This window comes from Bacillus sp. TH30, from assembly GCF_016650875.1.
Lineage (GTDB): Bacteria > Bacillota > Bacilli > Bacillales > Bacillaceae_G > Bacillus_A > Bacillus_A mycoides.
The window spans coordinates 4326479-4345637 of sequence record NZ_JAEKEY010000002.1; the positions used below are offsets into that span (position 1 = coordinate 4326479).

The following is a 19159-nucleotide window of genomic DNA, read 5'->3' on the forward strand; positions in this document are numbered from 1 at the left end:
AGACAGCATTTGAAAAAAATTTTAAGGCCAATAGGTGTGAAGTCAATTGTAATGTGCTAATCATTTGAGAAACTGTGGAACCTTTGTTATGTTAGTAACAATTAGAAAGAGTTTCATAATTCAATTGAGATTTTTCTATATAATAGAAGGGAATGAAAACGTTTTATCCCGCGTTAACGGGCAGTAAGATTCCCACCTCAAAATTCGGCTGGAGCAAAGAAGTTAGATGGGAGATTAACTGCCCGTAAACGCCCGATTGGTTCAACTAATAATCAGTGGGATGAACAAAACCCCACTGATTAAAGTTTCACTTTATTAGAAACTGTGTGAAAGGGTAGTTTTTCTTATTATCACGTTGGAAACGTGAGTTCACGAATTGTTCATAGTATTTTTATGTGTTTTTGCTACAATATGTAAGGAGAGGAGTGGAATCATGCAAGATATTAGTATTTTTTTAGCGTTTGGAGCTGGGTTCTTATCGTTTATATCCCCATGTTGCTTACCGCTTTATCCGGCATTTTTATCATACATAACAGGTATGTCGGTTTCTGAATTGAAAGAAGAAAATGCAATGCTTCGCAAAAGAAGTATGATACATACAGCGTTTTTCTTACTTGGTTTTTCAATTATTTTTATTGCAATTGGATTTGGTACAAGTTTTATTGGAGGCATCTTTACAAATTATAAAGATTTAATTAGACAGTTAGGTGGTATATTTATCATCGTGTTCGGTCTTATTATTGTCGGTGTGTTTAAACCGAAGTTTTTAATGCAAGACCGTAAATTTACGTTTAAAAATCGTCCGAGTGGTTATTTTGGTTCAGTTTTAATTGGATTGGCATTTGCTGCTGGATGGACACCTTGTACTGGGCCTATATTAGTGTCTGTAATTGGATTAGCTGCAACAAATCCAGAATCGGCAATGATTTATATGATTGCTTACATACTTGGATTTGCTATCCCGTTTTTCGTACTTTCATTCTTTATTACGAAAATGTCTTGGATTAAAAGAAATAGTATGAAATTCATGAAGATTGGAGGATACGTTATGATTGTCATGGGTATCTTCCTATATTTTAACTGGATGACGAAAATTATCGTATATTTCTCAAGTTTATTTGGTGGTTTTACCGGTTTTTAGTATTATTCTGTGAAAATGTTGGAAATACTAACGGAAAAGCATATAATAAAATTATATTTTGCATATAGCCACAAAAAAGGATGAGAAAATATGAACATAGTTCTGTTATCAAGTATCGTTGCTGTTTGTATGGCTGTCGGTGCGATGTTTATTCGTTTAAAAGCAGCTAAGAAACCTGCAACATTGAAAAAAATTATACTTCCCCCATTTTTTATGAGCACGGGAGCGTTGATGTTTGTTTTTCCTGAATTTCGATTAACTCCAGCAGAAATGTTAGAAGCAATTGGCGTCGGTTTGTTTTTCTCTATTTTTCTTATTAAAACATCTAAATTTGAAATTAGAGGACAAGAGATTTATTTGAAGCGTTCAAAAGCATTTGTTTTTATACTAATTGGATTACTTGTCGTGCGGATTGTATTTAAAACATACTTAAGCCAGTCTCTTGATTTAGGACAACTTAGTGGCATGTTCTTCTTACTTGCGTTTGCAATGATCGTTTCATGGAGAATTGCAATGTACCGTTCCTTTACGAAATTACAGAAGGAAATGGAAAAAGAAGATGGTTTTTATAATGAAAAAGATATGAAGTTAACGTAAAGAGTGTTATATGTATAAAGAAACAACGTCTGATTAGACGTTGTTTTTTGTTAATCACTGAAAGGTAACTTCCTCAATTCTAGTTGTGATGTATAAATTGTCGACCATCGAAGAAGCAATTTAAGTTTGACGTTACGAATGGACCGATATAAGGAATACTATTTGGTTTGAAGTTTTATCATCGGTAATTGGTGGCTAAGTTAGATTAGGTTGGATCGTATAGGAGACGTTCCTTCATTAACAATTACTCCACTTGATGGTACTGATACAACATGAAAGTGGAATGTTAATGACGAAATTTCGCTTAGCTTAAGTGTCTTGAGCCGAATCTAATATTGCAAATATAAATGCAACAGGATCAATTGCTGCGAATACAACATATACCTCTGTAAATATTACAGGTACTGGTGATACGATTTATACGAGTGCTGTAGGGTTACAGATAGATTTAGCGAAAGCGAGATTAATTGCTACAAAATCAGTAACTGTAAGTTGAGCTTATAAAAAAGATTGCTATAAAATAGCAATCTTTTTTATAAGGAATAATGGGCTTACTTTGCAAGTAAAGTTTTATAGTTAGAATAATCAATCTCTTTTTCTTGTAGTTTCTTAATTAAAAATTTATGATCGCGCTTCGGTGTGGCAACGATATATCCTTGTATGATTAAATCTTGTGTAATTTTTGGAGCGTTTTCCTTTATTGCAAGTTCCCCAATTTTACCGGCAATTTTTGATTTGGCAACATCACGAAATAGTTCAGGAACGGGACTTACTAGTTCTTCTAACAATTGTTTTTGTTCGTCAGCCCATAAATGTCTCGTTTTATTTATGTAATGCTCTTCCCAATCTAAAATGGACATACCGTCTTCTTTCGGCAATCGTTTTAAAAATTTTCTGAACATAAAGTATCCACCGATAGACATAAGTCCTAATAAAATAACAGTCCATAATACAATAAACCAACTGAACCATCCTTCGAGCAAGTGTATCCCCCCTTAATGATTGCGGTTTTCTTTTATTCATATTATAAACAGTGAGATTCATAGAAAGCAAGAACGCTTGGTCAATTTGACCAAGCGTTGTAGTTTAAACGAAGTATAGTTGTTCAACACATAAAATATCATTGTCATTTTCTACATATTCAATGATGAGTGTGCCAACTTTACGATCTTTATCTTCAGTTGTGAAAATAGAGTAAGAAGTAAAACGTGCTGTTGATAGGCCGCTTATATGTGTAGGTAAAGGAATGTAGTCGTTATCGCGGAAGAATTCCATTAGTTCAATATCTTCAAATTCTTTTCGGTCAACTTGTTTGTTTGTATAGCGGCGTTGAAGTTGTTTTAAAGATGCATTCCAAGAAATTGCTTTTGTGTCGTATACCATTGTTCTATCTCCTTACTGTATGTAATTATTAAGAACATACGTTCTAATCTAGTATACTCTTTTTATAAGAAAAGGGAAAGCAAAAAATAATGTAAGCTTGGATTTCCAAGCTTACATTATTGATGCGTCCGTCATAATCTCTATTTTTTATTATAAGTTAGATAAGAATAAGAAACAAGATGATATATATCTTGTTGATAGTTTTCAAAATTCTGTTTATTATTTATGTATTACAGTACAAGGGAATGAGAGAGATGACATACGTAATTTCACTCCAAGGACCGATGGCAAGTGGAAAAACAACATTGGCCAAAAGCTTAGAGCGATGTGGGCTTTCAGTTATATATGAAAACCCTTATCCAATTGTAGAAAAGCGGAAAGAATTAAATTTGGATATTTACACAAAAGAGGGGTTTATTACAAATCAAAAAATGTTTATTGAAGCAAAAATAAAAGAGTTTCAAAATGTGAAATCAGTCATGATTTTTGACCGCGGACCAGAAGATATTGAATTTTATACACTCTTTTATCCGAAGATGATAGGGAAAGAGTGGGATATAGAAACAGAATTAAAAGATGAATTGTATAAATTAAGAGAATGCCGTTCGGATGCAATTTTTTATTTAGATGTTTCGAAAGAGAGTTTGTATGATAGGAGAAATAATGATAGGACAAGAAATCGAAGTACATTTGAGGAACAATTTAAATTAGTAGAAGTTGAAAAAGAATGGTATAAACAATTTCCCGTAACTTATGTGGACACTAATATATTATCAGTGGACGAATTAGAGGCATATTTTATAGGGTGGCTAAGGGAGAAAAGGCTATGAAAAAAATATTATTATTCGTATACCCGACATTTGCAGAGTTTGAAATAACGGTAGCAACAGCATTGCTGAAAAAGAAATATGAAATCATTACAGCGGGTTTAACAAAAGAAATGATTATAAGTGAAACAGGCTTACAAGTACAGCCGCATATAGAATTAAGTGAAGTGCGTGTAGAAGAATATGAGGGGATTATCATTCCGGGCGGAGATGAAATACATATGAAAGAGGCGAAACCGCTTTTTCAGTTATTCGTCAATTTTCTGAGCAAGGAAAATTAGTGGCAGCGATTTGTGCTGGACCGTATGCGTTAGCAAGAGCAGGTTTATTTAAAGAAATCTCTTATACAGTGACTATAGATTATCAAAAATTAGATTGTTTTCCAGTAGAAAATTTTGTGTATACAGAAGTTGTACAGCACGCAAATATTATTACAGCACAAGGACATGCATTTGTGCCATTTGGACTAGCGATTGCCTCCTATTTTGGAGTAGTGAATGAACATAATACAAATTTTTATAGTGGAAAGGGCAATATAATGATGGAGAATCTTTTACCGGAAAACGTGTAAAAGCTAGCGAATGCTAGCTCTTTTCTTTTTTACATCGATAAATCACTAACGTTTTCGGATCGCGCCATATACCGTTGTGAAGTGATAAATCATTTTCTATTTCTTCTTTTAGCCATTCCTTCATTTCGGTGTGAAGGGACATATTATCAGGTATATTCAGCGACGGGAACATGCTAGAAATATAGTTAACGATTGGAGTGGCATGATGAAAAACGAGTGCATTATGAATAATTGTTTCTTCAACAGTTGAAAAAATAGATTGTAGTATCTCTTTACCATTTTCTAAACAAAATGGAGCTACAGCTGGTGATGTTTTCGGTAAGTCAAATGCGTCTAGCATACTGTTACACATTTCAACTATACGAGGCATTGAAACTTTAGAATTTGTTGTAGCTAAAAGTGAGCCACCGGGACGAATTACTTTATGGAATCCTTGAATTGTTTTTTCGACATCTTTCATGTGGTATAACATATGCCTTGCGATTATCAGGTCATAACAATTAGCTTCGAAAGGAAGTTTACTAGCATCACCGAGTTTCCATTCAATCGTATTATTCGTTATAGCGGCTTCAGAAATCATGGTTTTCGATTGATCAAAGCCGGTTAACTGGCCTTTATGACCATTAGTTTGCAAAAGGGAAAGAAATTTTCCGTTAGCACACCCGACCTCTAATATTTTTTCTTCCCCTTGGAGTTGTAAATGTTCAATGACGACTTCATCTACATTCACTTGTTTTTCTTCGTAATGTTTATGCGTATCGATACGTGTTTGTAAATGGTCACTAACGTTGTATTGACGTTTTACATCATTCATTTTTTCACATTCCACCTTTATGCAAAATTGCTGAATCGCATGTGTTAATACGTCTGTTTTATTTAAACCTTCGTAATGGAGTACGTCTTCAAACCTTGTAAGTAATTTTTCTTCAATTCGAAAATGAATATCTTTTCGCTTCGCCACTGAAATTTCGCCCCTTTGTATCTGTTAGTGAGACTATAGCACGTCTGAAAAAAATCTGTAAATAAATTGTGTACACAAGTACAAGTATGAGAGGGATAAAAAATTGCTTGAATAATATTTTAAACTATTGACGATTTAACCGTTTTCATATATTCTTAAATTAAGTAATATTCAAATAATTCAAAAGAAATGAGAGAGTCACATGCTTCTTCAAGGAACACATCGAATTGGTCGTATGGCCATGCTGTTGGCACTTGCGGATGAGAATGAAAGTCCCGTATTATCTATTCCGAAAGGTTGGAAATATTGTACTGGGAAAGTTGGTTCTATGAATTCGCAAAAAGTAGTAGCAGCAATGGAAACAGCGGCTAAGAGCAACCGAGTTATTGAAACAGATGTTTACAGAGAAACACATGCACTTTATCATGCAATTATGGAAGCTTTGTACGGAGTGACGAGAGGTCAAATTCAGTTAGCAGACGTTCTTCGTACAGTAGGACTTCGCTTTGCGATTGTGCGCGGTACACCATACGACGGAAAAAAAGAAGGCGAATGGGTTGCTGTTGCGCTTTATGGAACGATTGGTGCACCTGTAAAAGGATCTGAGCATGAGGCGATTGGTTTAGGAATTAATCACATATGATTTGCCCATAGTCTATTAGTTAGAAGGGGGCCTTATTTTTTAGGACAGGAGTCTGTCTTAAAAAGATAAGGTCCCCTTTTGCCTTTATAAGGAGGAAAAAGAATGATTACGCTAACAGGACACACATTGACAGTTGAAGAAATGAAGAGGTTGTTACTTGAAGGTGAAGGTGTAACAGCTTGTCCAAATAGTATGCAACAGGTAGCAGAGTGCCGCGAAGTAGTTGAGAAAATCGTAGAGGACGGAAAAGTCGTTTACGGTATTACAACTGGATTTGGAAAGTTTAGTGATGTGCTTATTCAAAAAGATGATGTAAAAGCACTTCAGCACAACTTAATTCAGTCACATGCGTGCGGAATAGGCGATCCATTCCCTGAAGAAGTATCACGCGGTATGTTGATTTTACGAGCTAATACGATGTTAAAAGGAGTATCGGGTGTTAGACCACTTGTTGTAAACATGCTTCTTGAGTTTGTAAATCGTAAAATTCATCCAGTCGTTCCGCAACAAGGATCACTTGGTGCGAGTGGCGATTTAGCACCTTTATCTCATCTTGCTCTCGTTTTATTAGGTGAAGGTGAAGTGTTCTACAAAGGAAAACGAGTTCATGCGATGGTTGCTCTTACAGAAGAAGGACTTGAACCTATTGAACTTGAAGCAAAAGAAGGTCTTGCGTTAATCAATGGTACGCAGGCAATGACAGCGCAAGGGGTTCTTTCTTATATAGAAGCTGAAGCAAGTGCTTATCAATCAGAATTAATTGCATCGATGACAATGGAAGGATTACGCGGCATTATTGATGCATTCGATGAAAATGTTCATAAAGCGCGTGGTTATAAAGAGCAAGTCGAAGTGGCAAGCAGAATTCGTGATATTCTTCATGATAGTAAACTTGTGACAAAACAAGGAGAACTTCGTGTACAAGATGCATATTCACTTCGTTGTATCCCGCAAGTTCACGGTGCTTCTTGGCAAGTTTTAAATTATGTGAAAGAAAAATTAGAAATTGAAATGAATGCAGCAACAGATAATCCACTTATTTTTGATGGCGGTGAAAAAGTAATCTCTGGTGGTAATTTCCACGGACAACCAATTGCATTTGCAATGGACTTCTTAAAAGTAGGGATGGCGGAGCTTGCAAATATTTCAGAGCGCCGTATTGAACGCCTAGTAAATCCGCAATTAAATGACTTACCACCATTTTTAAGTCCAGAACCAGGACTTCAATCAGGTGCCATGATTATGCAATATGCAGCGGCTTCACTCGTTTCAGAAAATAAAACGTTAGCTCATCCAGCGAGTGTAGATTCAATTCCGTCTTCAGCTAACCAAGAAGATCACGTAAGTATGGGAACAATCGCTTCACGTCATGCGCATCAAATTATTCAAAATGCAAGACGCGTTCTTGCAATTGAGATGATCTGTGCGATGCAAGCAGCAGAATATCGCGGAATTGAAAACATGAGTACAGTTACAAAAACGTTCTATCATCAAGGTCGTCAGCAAGTGCCATCTATTACAAATGACCGTATATTCTCAACGGATATTGAAAATATCGCGCATTGGTTAAAAACGAATTATTCAATAAAGGAAAGATTGGATGTAAATGCAGCACTATAAAACGAGAAAAGGGAGAGATTGAAATGGAAAAAGTACAACAAACAATTCGTGCGGCAAGAGGTACTGAGTTACAAACGAAAGGATGGGTTCAAGAAGCTGCACTTCGAATGTTAATGAACAATTTAGACCCTGAAGTAGCTGAAAAACCAGAAGAATTAGTTGTATACGGCGGAATTGGCCGTGCAGCTCGTAACTGGGAAAGCTACCATGCAATTGTTGATTCATTAAAAACGTTAGAAAACGATGAAACGTTACTTGTTCAATCAGGAAAACCAGTTGCAATTTTTAAATCACATGAAGATGCGCCTCGCGTTCTTTTAGCGAACTCAAACTTAGTACCGAAGTGGGCGAACTGGGATCACTTCCGTGAATTAGAGAAAAAAGGTCTTATGATGTACGGACAAATGACAGCGGGTAGCTGGATTTACATTGGGACACAAGGGATTTTACAAGGAACATATGAAACATTTGGTGAAGCGGCACGTCAACATTTCGATGGTTCATTAAAAGGTACTGTAACGATTACTGCTGGTTTAGGTGGCATGGGTGGCGCACAACCGCTTGCTGTAACGATGAACGGCGGTGTTGTAATTGCTATTGATGTAGATAAGCGTAGTATCGATCGTCGTATTGAAAAGAGATATTGTGATAAGTATACAGAATCATTAGAAGAAGCGTTAACTATTGCAAACGAATATAAAGAGAAGAAAGAGCCTATTTCAATTGGATTATTAGGTAATGCAGCAGAAATTTTACCTGAGTTAGTAAACCGTAATATTATCCCTGACTTAGTTACGGATCAAACTTCTGCCCATGATCCATTAAACGGTTATATTCCAGTAGGTTACACAGTAGAAGAAGCAGCGAAGCTTCGTGAAGAAGATCCAGAACGTTACGTACAATTATCAAAAGAAAGTATGAAAAAACATGTAGAAGCAATGCTTGCAATGCAAGAAAAAGGCGCGATTACATTTGATTACGGAAATAACATTCGCCAAGTTGCTTTCGATGAAGGATTAAAAAATGCTTTCGATTTCCCGGGATTCGTTCCAGCATTTATCCGTCCATTATTCTGTGAAGGAAAAGGACCATTCCGCTGGGTAGCACTTTCTGGTGATCCAGAAGATATTTATAAAACAGACGAAGTTATTTTACGCGAGTTCGCGGATAATGAGCATTTATGTAATTGGATTCGTATGGCACGTCAGCAAGTTGAGTTCCAAGGTCTTCCATCACGTATTTGTTGGCTTGGTTATGGCGAGCGTGCAAAATTTGGCCGCATTATTAATGAAATGGTGGCTAATGGTGAATTATCAGCACCGATCGTTATCGGCCGTGACCATTTAGATTGTGGATCAGTAGCATCTCCAAACCGTGAAACAGAATCAATGAAAGACGGTAGTGATGCAGTAGCAGACTGGCCAATTTTAAATGCATTAATTAACAGTGTAAACGGTGCAAGCTGGGTGTCTGTTCATCACGGTGGTGGCGTTGGTATGGGGTATTCACTTCACGCTGGAATGGTTATCGTTGCAGATGGAACAGAAGCAGCGGCAAAACGTATTGAACGCGTATTAACTTCTGACCCTGGTATGGGTGTTGTTCGTCACGTTGATGCTGGCTATGACTTAGCGGTTCAAACTGCGAAAGAAAAAGGCGTTAACATCCCAATGATGAAATAAGGAGGCAGAAACATGCTGGACACTTTACTAATAAATATCGGTCAATTACTAACAATGGATCAAGAAGATGGCTTGTTAAGACGGGAAGCGATGAATACGCTTCCTGTTATTGAAAATGGTGCGGTTGGAATTGAAAATGGTGTAATTACTTTTGTTGGAACAGCGGAAGAAGCTAAAGGATTACAAGCGAAAGAGGTTATTGATTGCGGCGGGAAAATGGTGTCTCCTGGTCTTGTTGATCCGCATACTCATCTTGTATTTGGTGGATCTCGTGAAAATGAAATCGCGCTAAAACTACAAGGAGTTCCGTACTTGGAAATTTTAGAACAAGGTGGAGGTATTCTTTCAACTGTAAATGCAACGAAACAAGCGTCGAAAGAAGAACTTGTTCAAAAAGCTAAATTCCATTTAGACCGTATGCTATCTTTCGGAGTTACAACTGTAGAAGCGAAGAGTGGTTACGGATTGGATGATGAGACAGAATGGAAACAATTAGAGGCAACTGCACAATTACAAAAAGAGCATCCAATTGATTTAGTTTCAACATTTTTAGGTGCTCATGCAGTTCCGAAAGAGTATAAAGGAAGATCGAAAGAATTTTTACAATGGATGCTAGATCTATTACCAGAAATGAAAGAGAAGCAATTAGCTGAGTTCGTTGATATTTTCTGTGAAACAGGTGTGTTCTCTGTAGAAGAATCAAAAGAATTTTTATTAAAAGCGAAAGAGCTTGGCTTTGATGTGAAAATTCATGCAGATGAAATCGACCCTCTTGGTGGTGCGGAAGCAGCGGCTGAAATTGGTGCAGCATCAGCGGACCATTTAGTTGGCGCTTCTGATAAAGGAATTGAAATGCTTGCGAATTCTAATACAGTAGCAACTTTATTACCAGGAACAACTTTCTATTTAAATAAAGAAAGCTTCGCACGCGGCCGCAAAATGATTGATGAAGGTGTTGCAGTTGCTTTAGCTACAGATTTTAACCCAGGTAGCTGTCCAACTGAAAACATTCAGCTTATTATGAGCATTGCGATGCTGAAACTGAAAATGACACCAGAAGAAGTTTGGAATGCGGTAACAGTGAACTCATCTTATGCCATTAATCGAGGCGATGTAGCTGGGAAAATTAGAGTTGGTCGTAAGGCGGATTTAGTTTTATGGGATGCTTATAATTACGCTTACGTACCGTACCATTACGGCGTAAGTCATGTAAATACAGTATGGAAGAATGGGAATATCGCATATACAAGAGGTGAACAATCGTGGAGCACGGCCACTATTTAAAGAAAAATGCAAAGTTTATCGATCGGGAAGTGACGAAATGGAGCGAAATGATTAAAGATTGGGAGAAAGGCGTAGAAATATTCGGTGCTGCCTTAATTGGAGCACCCCTTTCTAAACCATCTATTAGTCATTCAGGAGCATGTTTTGCACCAAAAACAATTCGTTCAATGTTGGATGCATATAGCACGTACGCAATTACAGAAGAACACGATATGAAAGAAAGTGTTCTTCATGATTGTGGTGATATTACGATGCATGTGACAGATATAAAAGAGAGTCATAACCGAATTGCGAAAACAGTTGGTCACTTGACGAAAGTAAATCCGAAAATGATACCAATCGTTCTTGGTGGTGACCACTCGATTAGTTTTCCGAGTATAACTGGTTTTGCAAATAGTAAAGGGAAGGTCGGTATTATTCAATTTGATGCCCATCATGATTTACGTAATTTAGATGATGGTGGTCCATCAAATGGTACACCGTTCCGTAGTTTACTAGAAAATGATGTGATTACAGGAAAACAACTCGTTCAAATTGGGATTCGTAATTTTTCAAATGCACGAGCGTACCATGAATATGCAAAAGAGCATGGCGTGACAGTGTATACAATGAAAGATGTAAGAGAGCGAAAAATAAAAGATCTTATTTCAGAAAGTATTGAAGTATTAAGAAAACAAGATGTGACTTCTATTTATATTTCTCTTGATATGGACGTACTAGACCAAGCGTTTGCGCCAGGCTGTCCAGCAATTGGCCCTGGTGGGATGGATAGTACAACTTTACTTGATGCAATTGAATTCCTTGGTAAAGAGCCACTCGTTCAAGGGATGGATATAGTAGAAATTGATCCAACTCTTGATTTTAGGGATATGACGAGTAGAGTAGCTGCGCAAGTGATTATGAGTTTTCTTTTAGCGCGAGAAACGATTAGTAAACAGGTTAGTATATAAGCGAAGGATCGTGTGTAAAGTTTTGAAGCAACCGTTTTTGTCATTATATAAAAATACATCGCTACTTATATGTAGTGATGTGTTTTTTTTGTTTTACAAGGTATATAAAATTGGAGAAAATGGGTGTGGAAATGTAACAAAATCGCGGGTTTTTTAGTGTTTCTGTACAGCTTGAATTTTTATGTGTAAATAAATTGACATAGAAAATAATTTTGTGATATTATAAAAATTTTGCTAAAAAAATAAATGTGTGTTAAGATTGAGAAGGTTACCATATATGGAGGTGGATTATTTGTTTCAAATTGGCGATAACATCGTTTATCCAATGCACGGAGCAGGTATAATTAAAGCCATAGAAGAAAAGGAAATCTCAGGAGAAAAAAGACAGTATTATGTTATAAAAATGTCGGCTAGTAATATGGAAGTAATGATTCCTATGGGGAAAATATTGAGTTCAAATATACGACCAGTTACAGATATAAAGGCATTAACAAACATAATAGATATTTTTCAGCATGGGGAATCAGATAGATTACTTACGTGGAAACAAAGGTATAAATTGAACACTGATAAAATAAAAACGGGTAAAATACAAGAAGGTGCTGAAGTTGTACGTGATTTATTACGTATGCAGAAAGAAAAAGCACTTAATGCAAGCGAAAAGAAAATGTTAGATAACGCACATGAATTTTTGATTAGTGAGCTGGGATTAATTGAAGGTATCACAGAAAATCAAATAAAAAGCTTTTGTTAAGATTCATTGTAGATAATGTATTACATCCCAAAAAAGATCTTGAATTTTTTGGGAATATAATTATAGAAAATCAATCATTTCAAAGACATTCAACTCTTTCAAACCACTTTTAGAGCATTAACCTCTTTTGTTATTACTACAATTTAATCCATTTTTATTTTTTAATTTCTTTTACGAATGTTCGAAGTTTAATTAAATAACTCGATAAAATAGTTACTTGATTTTTGCAATCCTGATTCACACTGGCACGGACGAGGAGCCGTAAGGATGAAAGAGAGGTAGGGCTTTCATTGTTTTAGGTATATAAGTTATTATTTTTAGAAGAATACTGAACCACTCCCACTTCTATTGTTAAGAGATTTTCCATATGTGAGGAGATAATAATTGTTTATTTTCTTTATTTAAAAGAGATAAACGAATTGTTAGCCTTATATGGTCAACTAAAAAAGGTTTCCTACTTAGGAAACCTTTTTAATTTTATTTATTCCATTTCAGGATATTTTTGTTTTGTTAGTTATCGGGAAAAAGTAAACAAATGTTACTCCATTACGATAATAGGTTTAATCGTTTTTCCTGTTTTAGAATCTTCAAATGCTTGAGCAATTTCTTCAAAAGAATAGAATTGTACAAACTTATCGAATGGGAATAGTCCTTTTTGATAGAAATTAATTAATTTTGGAATGAATAGTTGCGGTACTGCATCACCTTCAACTACCCCTTTAATTGTAATAGCTTTTACGACAATTTCATTTGTTACGTTTAAAGTTAAATCCTTTTTACCAACAGCAACAGTTGCCATTGTACCTTTTACTCGTAAGCATTGAATGGATTGCAGTGTAACAGTATTTACGCCAGTTGTTTCAAATGAGTAATTAGCTCCACCGTTTGTAATTTCTTTAATTTTGGCAACTGGATCTTCGTTTAAGCTATTAATCGTGTGTGTAGCCCCTAATTCCTTCGCTAATTCTAAACGACTATCATGAATATCAATGGCAATGATTGTAGTACATCCAGCAATTTTAGCTGCCATTAAGCCACTAAGGCCAACAGCACCGGTTCCAAATACAACTAGGCTACTACCTGGTTTTGGCTGTAATGAATTTAGGATCGTACCGCTACCAGTCATAATTCCACAACCAAGTGGTCCTAACAAACGTATATCAACATCTTTTGGTACTTTTACAGCATTATTCTCATTAACAACGGCATGGTATGCGAATGAAGATTGGCCGAAGAATTGAGAAATGTCATTATTGTTAAGATCGTGTATAGGTGTTACATGGCGTTTGTTTTTTCCAGAGAAGTTTAATTCAATCATATTTTCGCAAGCAGCAGCATTACCATCTAAGCAATTTTCACAATGACCACAGTAAGAAAATCCAAGTACAACATGGTCACCAGATTTAACCAATGTTACATTACTTCCCACTTTTTCTACAATACCAGAACCTTCATGTCCTAAAACAACTGGTTTTGGTGTTGGCATTGTACCGTCTAAAACTGTTGCATCTGTATGACATATACCCGAAGCGATAATTTTTACTAATACTTCATCGTCTTTAATCTCGTCTAAGTATACTTCTTGCATATTAAAATCTTTTTCAGGTGTAGAAACGATAGCTTTTGTTTTCATTGTTATCCTTCTTTCTAAAAATTAAATAAGAAAAAATACTTTCAACTATCTAGGAGTCTTTTATTAGTTCCTAAAATTTCGTTGGTATAATTAAAAAACAAATGAATTATTGAAACCTCGTTAGTTTAAGTTTGAACATAGTACATTGGAAACAGGTTCTTTTTGGTTAGTAAATAGTTAAATAATTAATTACCAATATATTCTATAGTAATAAAACTAGAAGAAAAGAAAACATCCACTTAACAAGTATTTTCTTCATCCACTTACTGAACATAAAAATAGACAGTAGAGTCTTGAATACCAGAACCCTTAAAGTTAAAAAACAGTTAGTTTTATTATGCGAATATTCCTACGTAAGAGCGTATAAATTGACGTTACTATCTAAAAGTAAGTATGATGCGATTATAGTAAGAATTTTTTAGGGGGAAGAAAAATGACAAGTGCAAATAATAAAGCTGCAAGTATTTACGAAGGAACAAATATAAATGATTGGGGATCTTTTGAAAATATTGAAGAAACGAAGCTGTTTGATCCGATTCAAATTGGATCTTGGTCTCTTCGTAATCGCATAGCAATGGCACCGATGACGAGATGTTTCGCGGATCATGAAACGGGAGTCGTTGGTACTGATGTGGTAGAGTATTATAGAAAACGTGCAGCTGATGGAGTTGGCTTAATTATTACAGAGGGAATCGTCATTAGCCCAAGGGCAAAAGGTAATCCGGGAGTACCAGGGATTTATACACAAGAACAAATCGATTCGTGGAAGCCTGTTACAGAGGCAGTACATAAAGAAGGTGGAACGATTATTGCTCAAATATGGCATGTTGGCCGTATGAGTCATCACGAGATAATTGGTGGGCAAATGCCACAAGCACCGTCTGCTATCGCTGCAGAGGGAAATGTTCCGCGTTTTCGTAAACCGTTCGACACGCCAGAAGCAATGACGTTAGAAGAAATACAAGAGGTGATTGGTCAATACGCACAAGCTGCGAAAAACGCGATCGAAGCTGGATTTGATGGAGTAGAAATTCATGGGGCACACGGATATTTAATCGATCAATTTACTTATGAGTTCGCAAATAAGCGTACTGATAAATACGGCGGAGATTTAAAGCAAAGGCTAACGTTTATGAAAGAAGTAACGGAGGCTGTAATAGAAGCTGTTGGGGCTGATAAAACACTTCTTCGTTTCTCTGCTTTCAAAGGTGATAATCCAACTTATATGTGGGAAAACCCTGAGCTTGCAATTGAAATGTTTGTAAATATGTTCAACGAAGTTGGATTAACGATGATTCACCCTTCAACGATGAATTATACGGCAGTTATTGCTGACGGAAAGAATTTTCATCAATTAGTAAGAAAATATTGGGAGGGTACGATTGTAGGAGTAGGGAATTTAAATCCGAAAGAGGCTGAAGAAGCGTTGCAAGAAGGAACAATTGATGTAGTGGCATTCGGAAGACCTTTAATAGCTAATCCAGATTTTGTTCATCGAATTAAAAATGCTGAAAGTTTAGTTGAATATGATGCGAAAGAGCATCTTGCTACATTAATTTGAATAAAGATAAAAGGAGAACACATCAGGTGTTCTCCTTTTATTATGGATTTTCATAGGAGGAAGCGGGATGAGTGAAACGCTACTCGTTATTATTAGTATATTGCTCTTATTGATGTTACTATTAATCATTTTTTTTATTATTACATTTTTTATTAAAAAACGGACGCATCATTCTATATTAAAGTTACATCCATACTTAGGAAGGATGCGTTATTTACTTGAAAAGATAGGACCGGAATTTAGGCAATATTGGTTTGATCATGATACGGATGGAAAGCCCTTTTCACGTTATGATTTTCAAAGTGTAATGTTTCTAGCAAAATACCGTTCAGAAATACTCGGTTTTGGATCAAAACGAGATTTTGATGCATCTGGATATTATATCGCTAATACATTATTTCCGAAATTAACAGATGAATTAAGTGTGAATGTAACGAAAGAACGTGAAGGGAAAAAGTATGTGATTCATAAAGAAGGGTTATTTTCACGAAGAGAAAAATTGACAGCGGATACAACGAATCTTTGGTTATATGAAGAAGACGATGCAATTATCGTCGGTGAAAACCGCAAATATCCGTGGAAACTGTATGGCATGTTTGGCGCATCAGCAACTTCTTACGGTGCAATTGGCGAAAATTATATTTTGGCAAGTGGATTTGGCGCGAAGATGGCTGGCGGTTCGTGGATTAATACGGGGGAAGGTGGTGTAATACCGGAACATTTACATACCGGTGCAAATATCGTTGCGCAAATTGGTCCAGGATTATTTGGATATCGTGATGAGGATGGTAAGTTTTCAATGAAGAAATTTATGGAGAAAGCGAAAGAAAGTAATATTAAAGCATTCGAATTGAAATTTGGGCAAGGTGCGAAAATACGTGGTGGTCATCTAGAGGGACAAAAAGTAAATGAGAAAATTGCTTCTGTTCGGAATGTGCGAGAAGGAGAAACGATTAATTCACCGAATCGATTTCCATTTTTAAAGAATGCAGTAGATACACTTTATTTTATTCAACGTTTGCAAGAAAACGGTGGTAAACCAGTTGGGATGAAGATTGTAATTGGACAGCAGGAACCGTTGGAAGATTTATTCAAAACGATGAAAGAGTTAAACATTTATCCAGATTTCATTACAATTGATGGTTCAGAAGGTGGATCAGGTGCTACGTATAAATCAATGGCAGATAGTATGGGAATACCGCTTATTCCAGCATTACTGACATGTATTGATACAGCGAATCATTACGGTGTTCGGGAAAAATTCAAAGTGTTTGCCTCAGGAAAATTAATTACACCAGATAAAGTGGCAATTGCTTTAGCCATTGGTGCAGATGCTGTAAATTCAGCACGCGGATTTATGATGGCAAGTGGCTGTATAATGGCACTTCAATGTAATTCCGGACAATGTCCATCTGGAATTGCCACGACGAATCCGCACTATCAAAAAGCGCTAGATCCGTATGAGAAGAAATGGCGAGTAATGAATTATGTTGTTAGTATGAGATATAGTTTGTTCTCACTTGCGGCAGCAGCGGGAGTAAAGAGCCCGCGCCATTTAACGAGAGAGCATATTGTGTTTAAAGATGAGGTGGGGCGAATAGTTCCTCTTTCAGAATTGTTTCCTACTAGTAAATAGAAGATAAGCTATGTTTAATAAATTAAAAGTCATACATTCGTATGGCTTTTTTATTTTAAAATTCAACTAATAAACGAATGAAAATAAGGTGTGAAAAAACGATATTTTATTTTCTGAATATTTTTACTTTAATTTCTTTTAAAAACCGGGTAATCCACTGGGATAAAGGCGTTTATAAAGGTTTTCACATGTAGTGAAAAGGGCTTGTTCACTTGAAAGAACAAAAAATGTTTGTTAAGGTAGGGAACCATAAGCGAAAACAAGAAAATAGAAAAAGTCATTTTTCGAAATTTTGAATGGCTTATGTAACTAAGGGAGAGATTTGGTGAAGATTGAGATTATGGTTTCGCTTGCTATTTATATGGCAGGTATGTTGTATATCGGTTATTGGTCTTATAAGAAGACATCCGATTTATCAGATTATATGTTAGGCGGAAGGGGACTCGGTCCAGCAGTTACAGCTTTATCAGCTGGTGCTTCTGACATGAGTGGTTGGATGCTAATGGGATTACCTGGTGCGATGTATGCAACAGGATTATCAAGTGTATGGATTGCGATAGGTTTATTAATAGGTGCTTATGCAAACTATTTAATTCTTGCCCCGCGTTTGCGAACGTATACAGAAATGGCAAATGATTCAATTACGATTCCAGATTTTTTAGAAAATCGGTTTAAAGATCGTACGAAAATACTTCGTTTTGTCTCCGCTATCGTCATTTTAGTGTTTTTCACATTTTATGCGTCAGCTGGTTTAGTTTCAGGTGGACGTTTGTTTGAGAATTCTTTCAATCTTGATTATAAAATTGGTTTATTTGTAACTGTCGGTGTCGTTGTTGCTTATACATTATTCGGTGGCTTTTTAGCAGTAAGTTGGACCGACTTTGTGCAAGGTTGTATTATGTTTATTGCTCTTGTGTTAGTGCCAATTGTAGCTTTTACAGATGTCGGTGGTGTAACAGAAACATTCAATACGATTAAGCAAGTTGATGCATCGCATTTAGATATGTTTAAAGGTACTACAATTCTTGGTATTATTTCATTTTTAGCATGGGGTCTTGGGTATTTTGGTCAACCGCATATTATTGTTCGCTTTATGGCAATTACCTCTGTTAAAGATTTAAAAACTTCTCGTAGAATCGGTATCGGTTGGATGACGATTTCAATTATAGGTGCAATGCTTACTGGTCTAATTGGTATTGCTTATTACGCTAAAAATAATGAGAAATTACAAGACCCAGAAATGGTCTTTGTAACATTCTCAAACATTTTATTCCATCCGTATATTACTGAATTTTTATTGTCAGCTATTTTGGCTTCGATTATGAGTAGTATTTCCTCGCAATTACTCGTTATTTCAAGTGCTGTAACGGAAGATTTCTATAAAACATTTTTCCGTCGTAACGCAAGTGATAAAGAACTTGTATTTATCGGTAGACTGTCAGTATTAGTAGTAGCTATGATCGCAGTTGTTTTAGCGTATCATCCAAGTGATACAATTTTAACACTTGTCGGTTATGCTTGGGCAGGATTTGGTTCAGCATTCGGACCCGCCATTTTATTAAGTTTATATTGGAAGAGAACGAACAAATGGGGAGTTCTTGCTGGTATGATTGTAGGTGCAGTAGTTGTTATTACTTGGGTACAAATTCCAAGTTTAAAAGCGACTATGTATGAAATGGTACCTGGATTCTTCTGTAGTTTATTAGCTGTTATAGTTGTAAGTTTATTAACGAAAGAACCAGTGAAAGCAATTCATCGTGAATTTAACGAGATGGAAGCAGTGTTGGAAGAGGAAACGAAATAATTAGCGAAGAGAGTAAATGCTAACTAGCATTTACTCTCTTTTGATTTAAAATGAAAATAAGTGCTTGTTGACAACTAAAAGTAAGTAACTTATAATAAATATTGAGTTCAAG

General features: G+C 35.9%; 16 protein-coding genes and 2 pseudogenes. 14 read left to right on the forward strand and 4 right to left on the reverse strand.

Translation table 11 applies throughout. The annotated features are described in order from the left end of the window. Positions 1–333 precede the first annotated feature (333 nt). The 3 genes and pseudogenes from JFU20_RS30605 to JFU20_RS24545 form a co-directional block, all read left to right on the forward strand. Positions 334–417, forward strand: a pseudogene (locus JFU20_RS30605) (peptidase T); the annotation flags it as partial. Positions 418–433: 16 nt separating this feature from the next. Beyond that, entirely contained in the window at positions 434–1141 is a 708-nt protein-coding gene (gene ccdA / locus JFU20_RS24540) for a cytochrome c-type biogenesis protein CcdA (RefSeq protein ID WP_001152684.1), read from the forward strand. A gap of 90 nt (positions 1142–1231) precedes the next feature. Further along, positions 1232–1738 (forward strand): CcdC family protein, encoded by a 507-nt coding sequence (locus tag JFU20_RS24545; RefSeq protein ID WP_002014224.1) that lies wholly within the window; start codon positions 1232–1234, stop codon positions 1736–1738. Positions 1739–2289: 551 nt separating this feature from the next. Here the strand turns inward: JFU20_RS24545 and JFU20_RS24550 are convergent. Both JFU20_RS24550 and JFU20_RS24555 read right to left on the reverse strand, forming a co-directional pair. Next, positions 2290–2721 (reverse strand): DUF2621 domain-containing protein, encoded by a 432-nt coding sequence (locus JFU20_RS24550; protein WP_002165260.1) that lies wholly within the window; start codon positions 2719–2721, stop codon positions 2290–2292. A 103-nt stretch (positions 2722–2824) separates the two neighbouring features. Continuing rightward, complete coding sequence (locus tag JFU20_RS24555) at positions 2825–3121, reverse strand: hypothetical protein (protein WP_002014228.1); 297 nt, start codon at positions 3119–3121, stop codon at positions 2825–2827. A gap of 254 nt (positions 3122–3375) precedes the next feature. Between JFU20_RS24555 and JFU20_RS24560 the strand changes: the two genes are divergently transcribed. Continuing rightward, positions 3376–3951: an AAA family ATPase gene (locus JFU20_RS24560; protein WP_002137753.1), complete on the forward strand. Its 576-nt coding sequence runs from the start codon at positions 3376–3378 to the stop codon at positions 3949–3951. Continuing rightward, positions 3948–4519: pseudogene (locus tag JFU20_RS24565) on the forward strand (DJ-1/PfpI family protein). The gene JFU20_RS24560 and the pseudogene JFU20_RS24565 overlap by 4 nt, the downstream one beginning before the upstream one ends. Before the next feature lie 13 nt (positions 4520–4532). Here JFU20_RS24565 and JFU20_RS24570 read toward each other — a convergent pair. After that, entirely contained in the window at positions 4533–5480 is a 948-nt protein-coding gene (locus JFU20_RS24570; RefSeq protein ID WP_002014232.1) for a class I SAM-dependent methyltransferase, read from the reverse strand. Positions 5481–5682: 202 nt separating this feature from the next. On the opposite strand from JFU20_RS24570, the gene hutP reads away from it, so the two are divergent. The 6 genes from hutP to JFU20_RS24600 all read left to right on the forward strand — a co-directional run bounded on the left by hutP (position 5683) and on the right by JFU20_RS24600 (position 12413). After that, positions 5683–6123 (forward strand): histidine utilization transcription antiterminator HutP, encoded by a 441-nt coding sequence (gene hutP / locus JFU20_RS24575; RefSeq protein ID WP_000926519.1) that lies wholly within the window; start codon positions 5683–5685, stop codon positions 6121–6123. 102 nt (positions 6124–6225) lie between these two features. After that, a complete protein-coding gene (gene hutH, locus JFU20_RS24580; protein ID WP_063219752.1) occupies positions 6226–7743 on the forward strand; it encodes a histidine ammonia-lyase in 1518 nt (505 codons plus the stop codon). Between the two features lie 23 nt (positions 7744–7766). After that, on the forward strand, positions 7767–9425 hold the full coding sequence (gene hutU, locus JFU20_RS24585) for a urocanate hydratase (protein ID WP_002165262.1): 1659 nt from the start codon (positions 7767–7769) through the stop codon (positions 9423–9425). Positions 9426–9437: 12 nt separating this feature from the next. Then, positions 9438–10709, forward strand: coding sequence for an imidazolonepropionase (gene hutI, locus JFU20_RS24590; protein WP_000887529.1), 1272 nt, complete (start codon positions 9438–9440; stop codon positions 10707–10709). After that, positions 10688–11659 carry a formimidoylglutamase gene (gene hutG, locus JFU20_RS24595; RefSeq protein WP_002165263.1) on the forward strand — a complete coding sequence of 324 codons (972 nt, stop codon included), beginning with the start codon at positions 10688–10690 and terminating at the stop codon, positions 11657–11659. Before hutI ends, hutG begins: the two co-directional genes overlap by 22 nt. A gap of 292 nt (positions 11660–11951) precedes the next feature. After that, a complete protein-coding gene (locus JFU20_RS24600; RefSeq protein WP_170935206.1) occupies positions 11952–12413 on the forward strand; it encodes a CarD family transcriptional regulator in 462 nt (153 codons plus the stop codon). A gap of 538 nt (positions 12414–12951) precedes the next feature. Here JFU20_RS24600 and JFU20_RS24605 read toward each other — a convergent pair. Next, positions 12952–14046 (reverse strand): NAD(P)-dependent alcohol dehydrogenase, encoded by a 1095-nt coding sequence (locus JFU20_RS24605; protein WP_002014240.1) that lies wholly within the window; start codon positions 14044–14046, stop codon positions 12952–12954. A gap of 433 nt (positions 14047–14479) precedes the next feature. Here JFU20_RS24605 and JFU20_RS24610 point away from each other — a divergent pair, with 433 nt between their 5' ends. The 3 genes from JFU20_RS24610 (at position 14480) to putP (ending at position 19047) form a co-directional block, all read left to right on the forward strand. Continuing rightward, positions 14480–15607: an alkene reductase gene (locus tag JFU20_RS24610; RefSeq protein WP_002014241.1), complete on the forward strand. Its 1128-nt coding sequence runs from the start codon at positions 14480–14482 to the stop codon at positions 15605–15607. A gap of 67 nt (positions 15608–15674) precedes the next feature. Then, on the forward strand, positions 15675–17243 hold the full coding sequence (locus tag JFU20_RS24615; protein WP_002014243.1) for an FMN-binding glutamate synthase family protein: 1569 nt from the start codon (positions 15675–15677) through the stop codon (positions 17241–17243). Between the two features lie 325 nt (positions 17244–17568). Continuing rightward, a complete protein-coding gene (gene putP / locus JFU20_RS24620) occupies positions 17569–19047 on the forward strand; it encodes a sodium/proline symporter PutP (protein ID WP_201038958.1) in 1479 nt (492 codons plus the stop codon). Positions 19048–19159 lie beyond the last annotated feature (112 nt).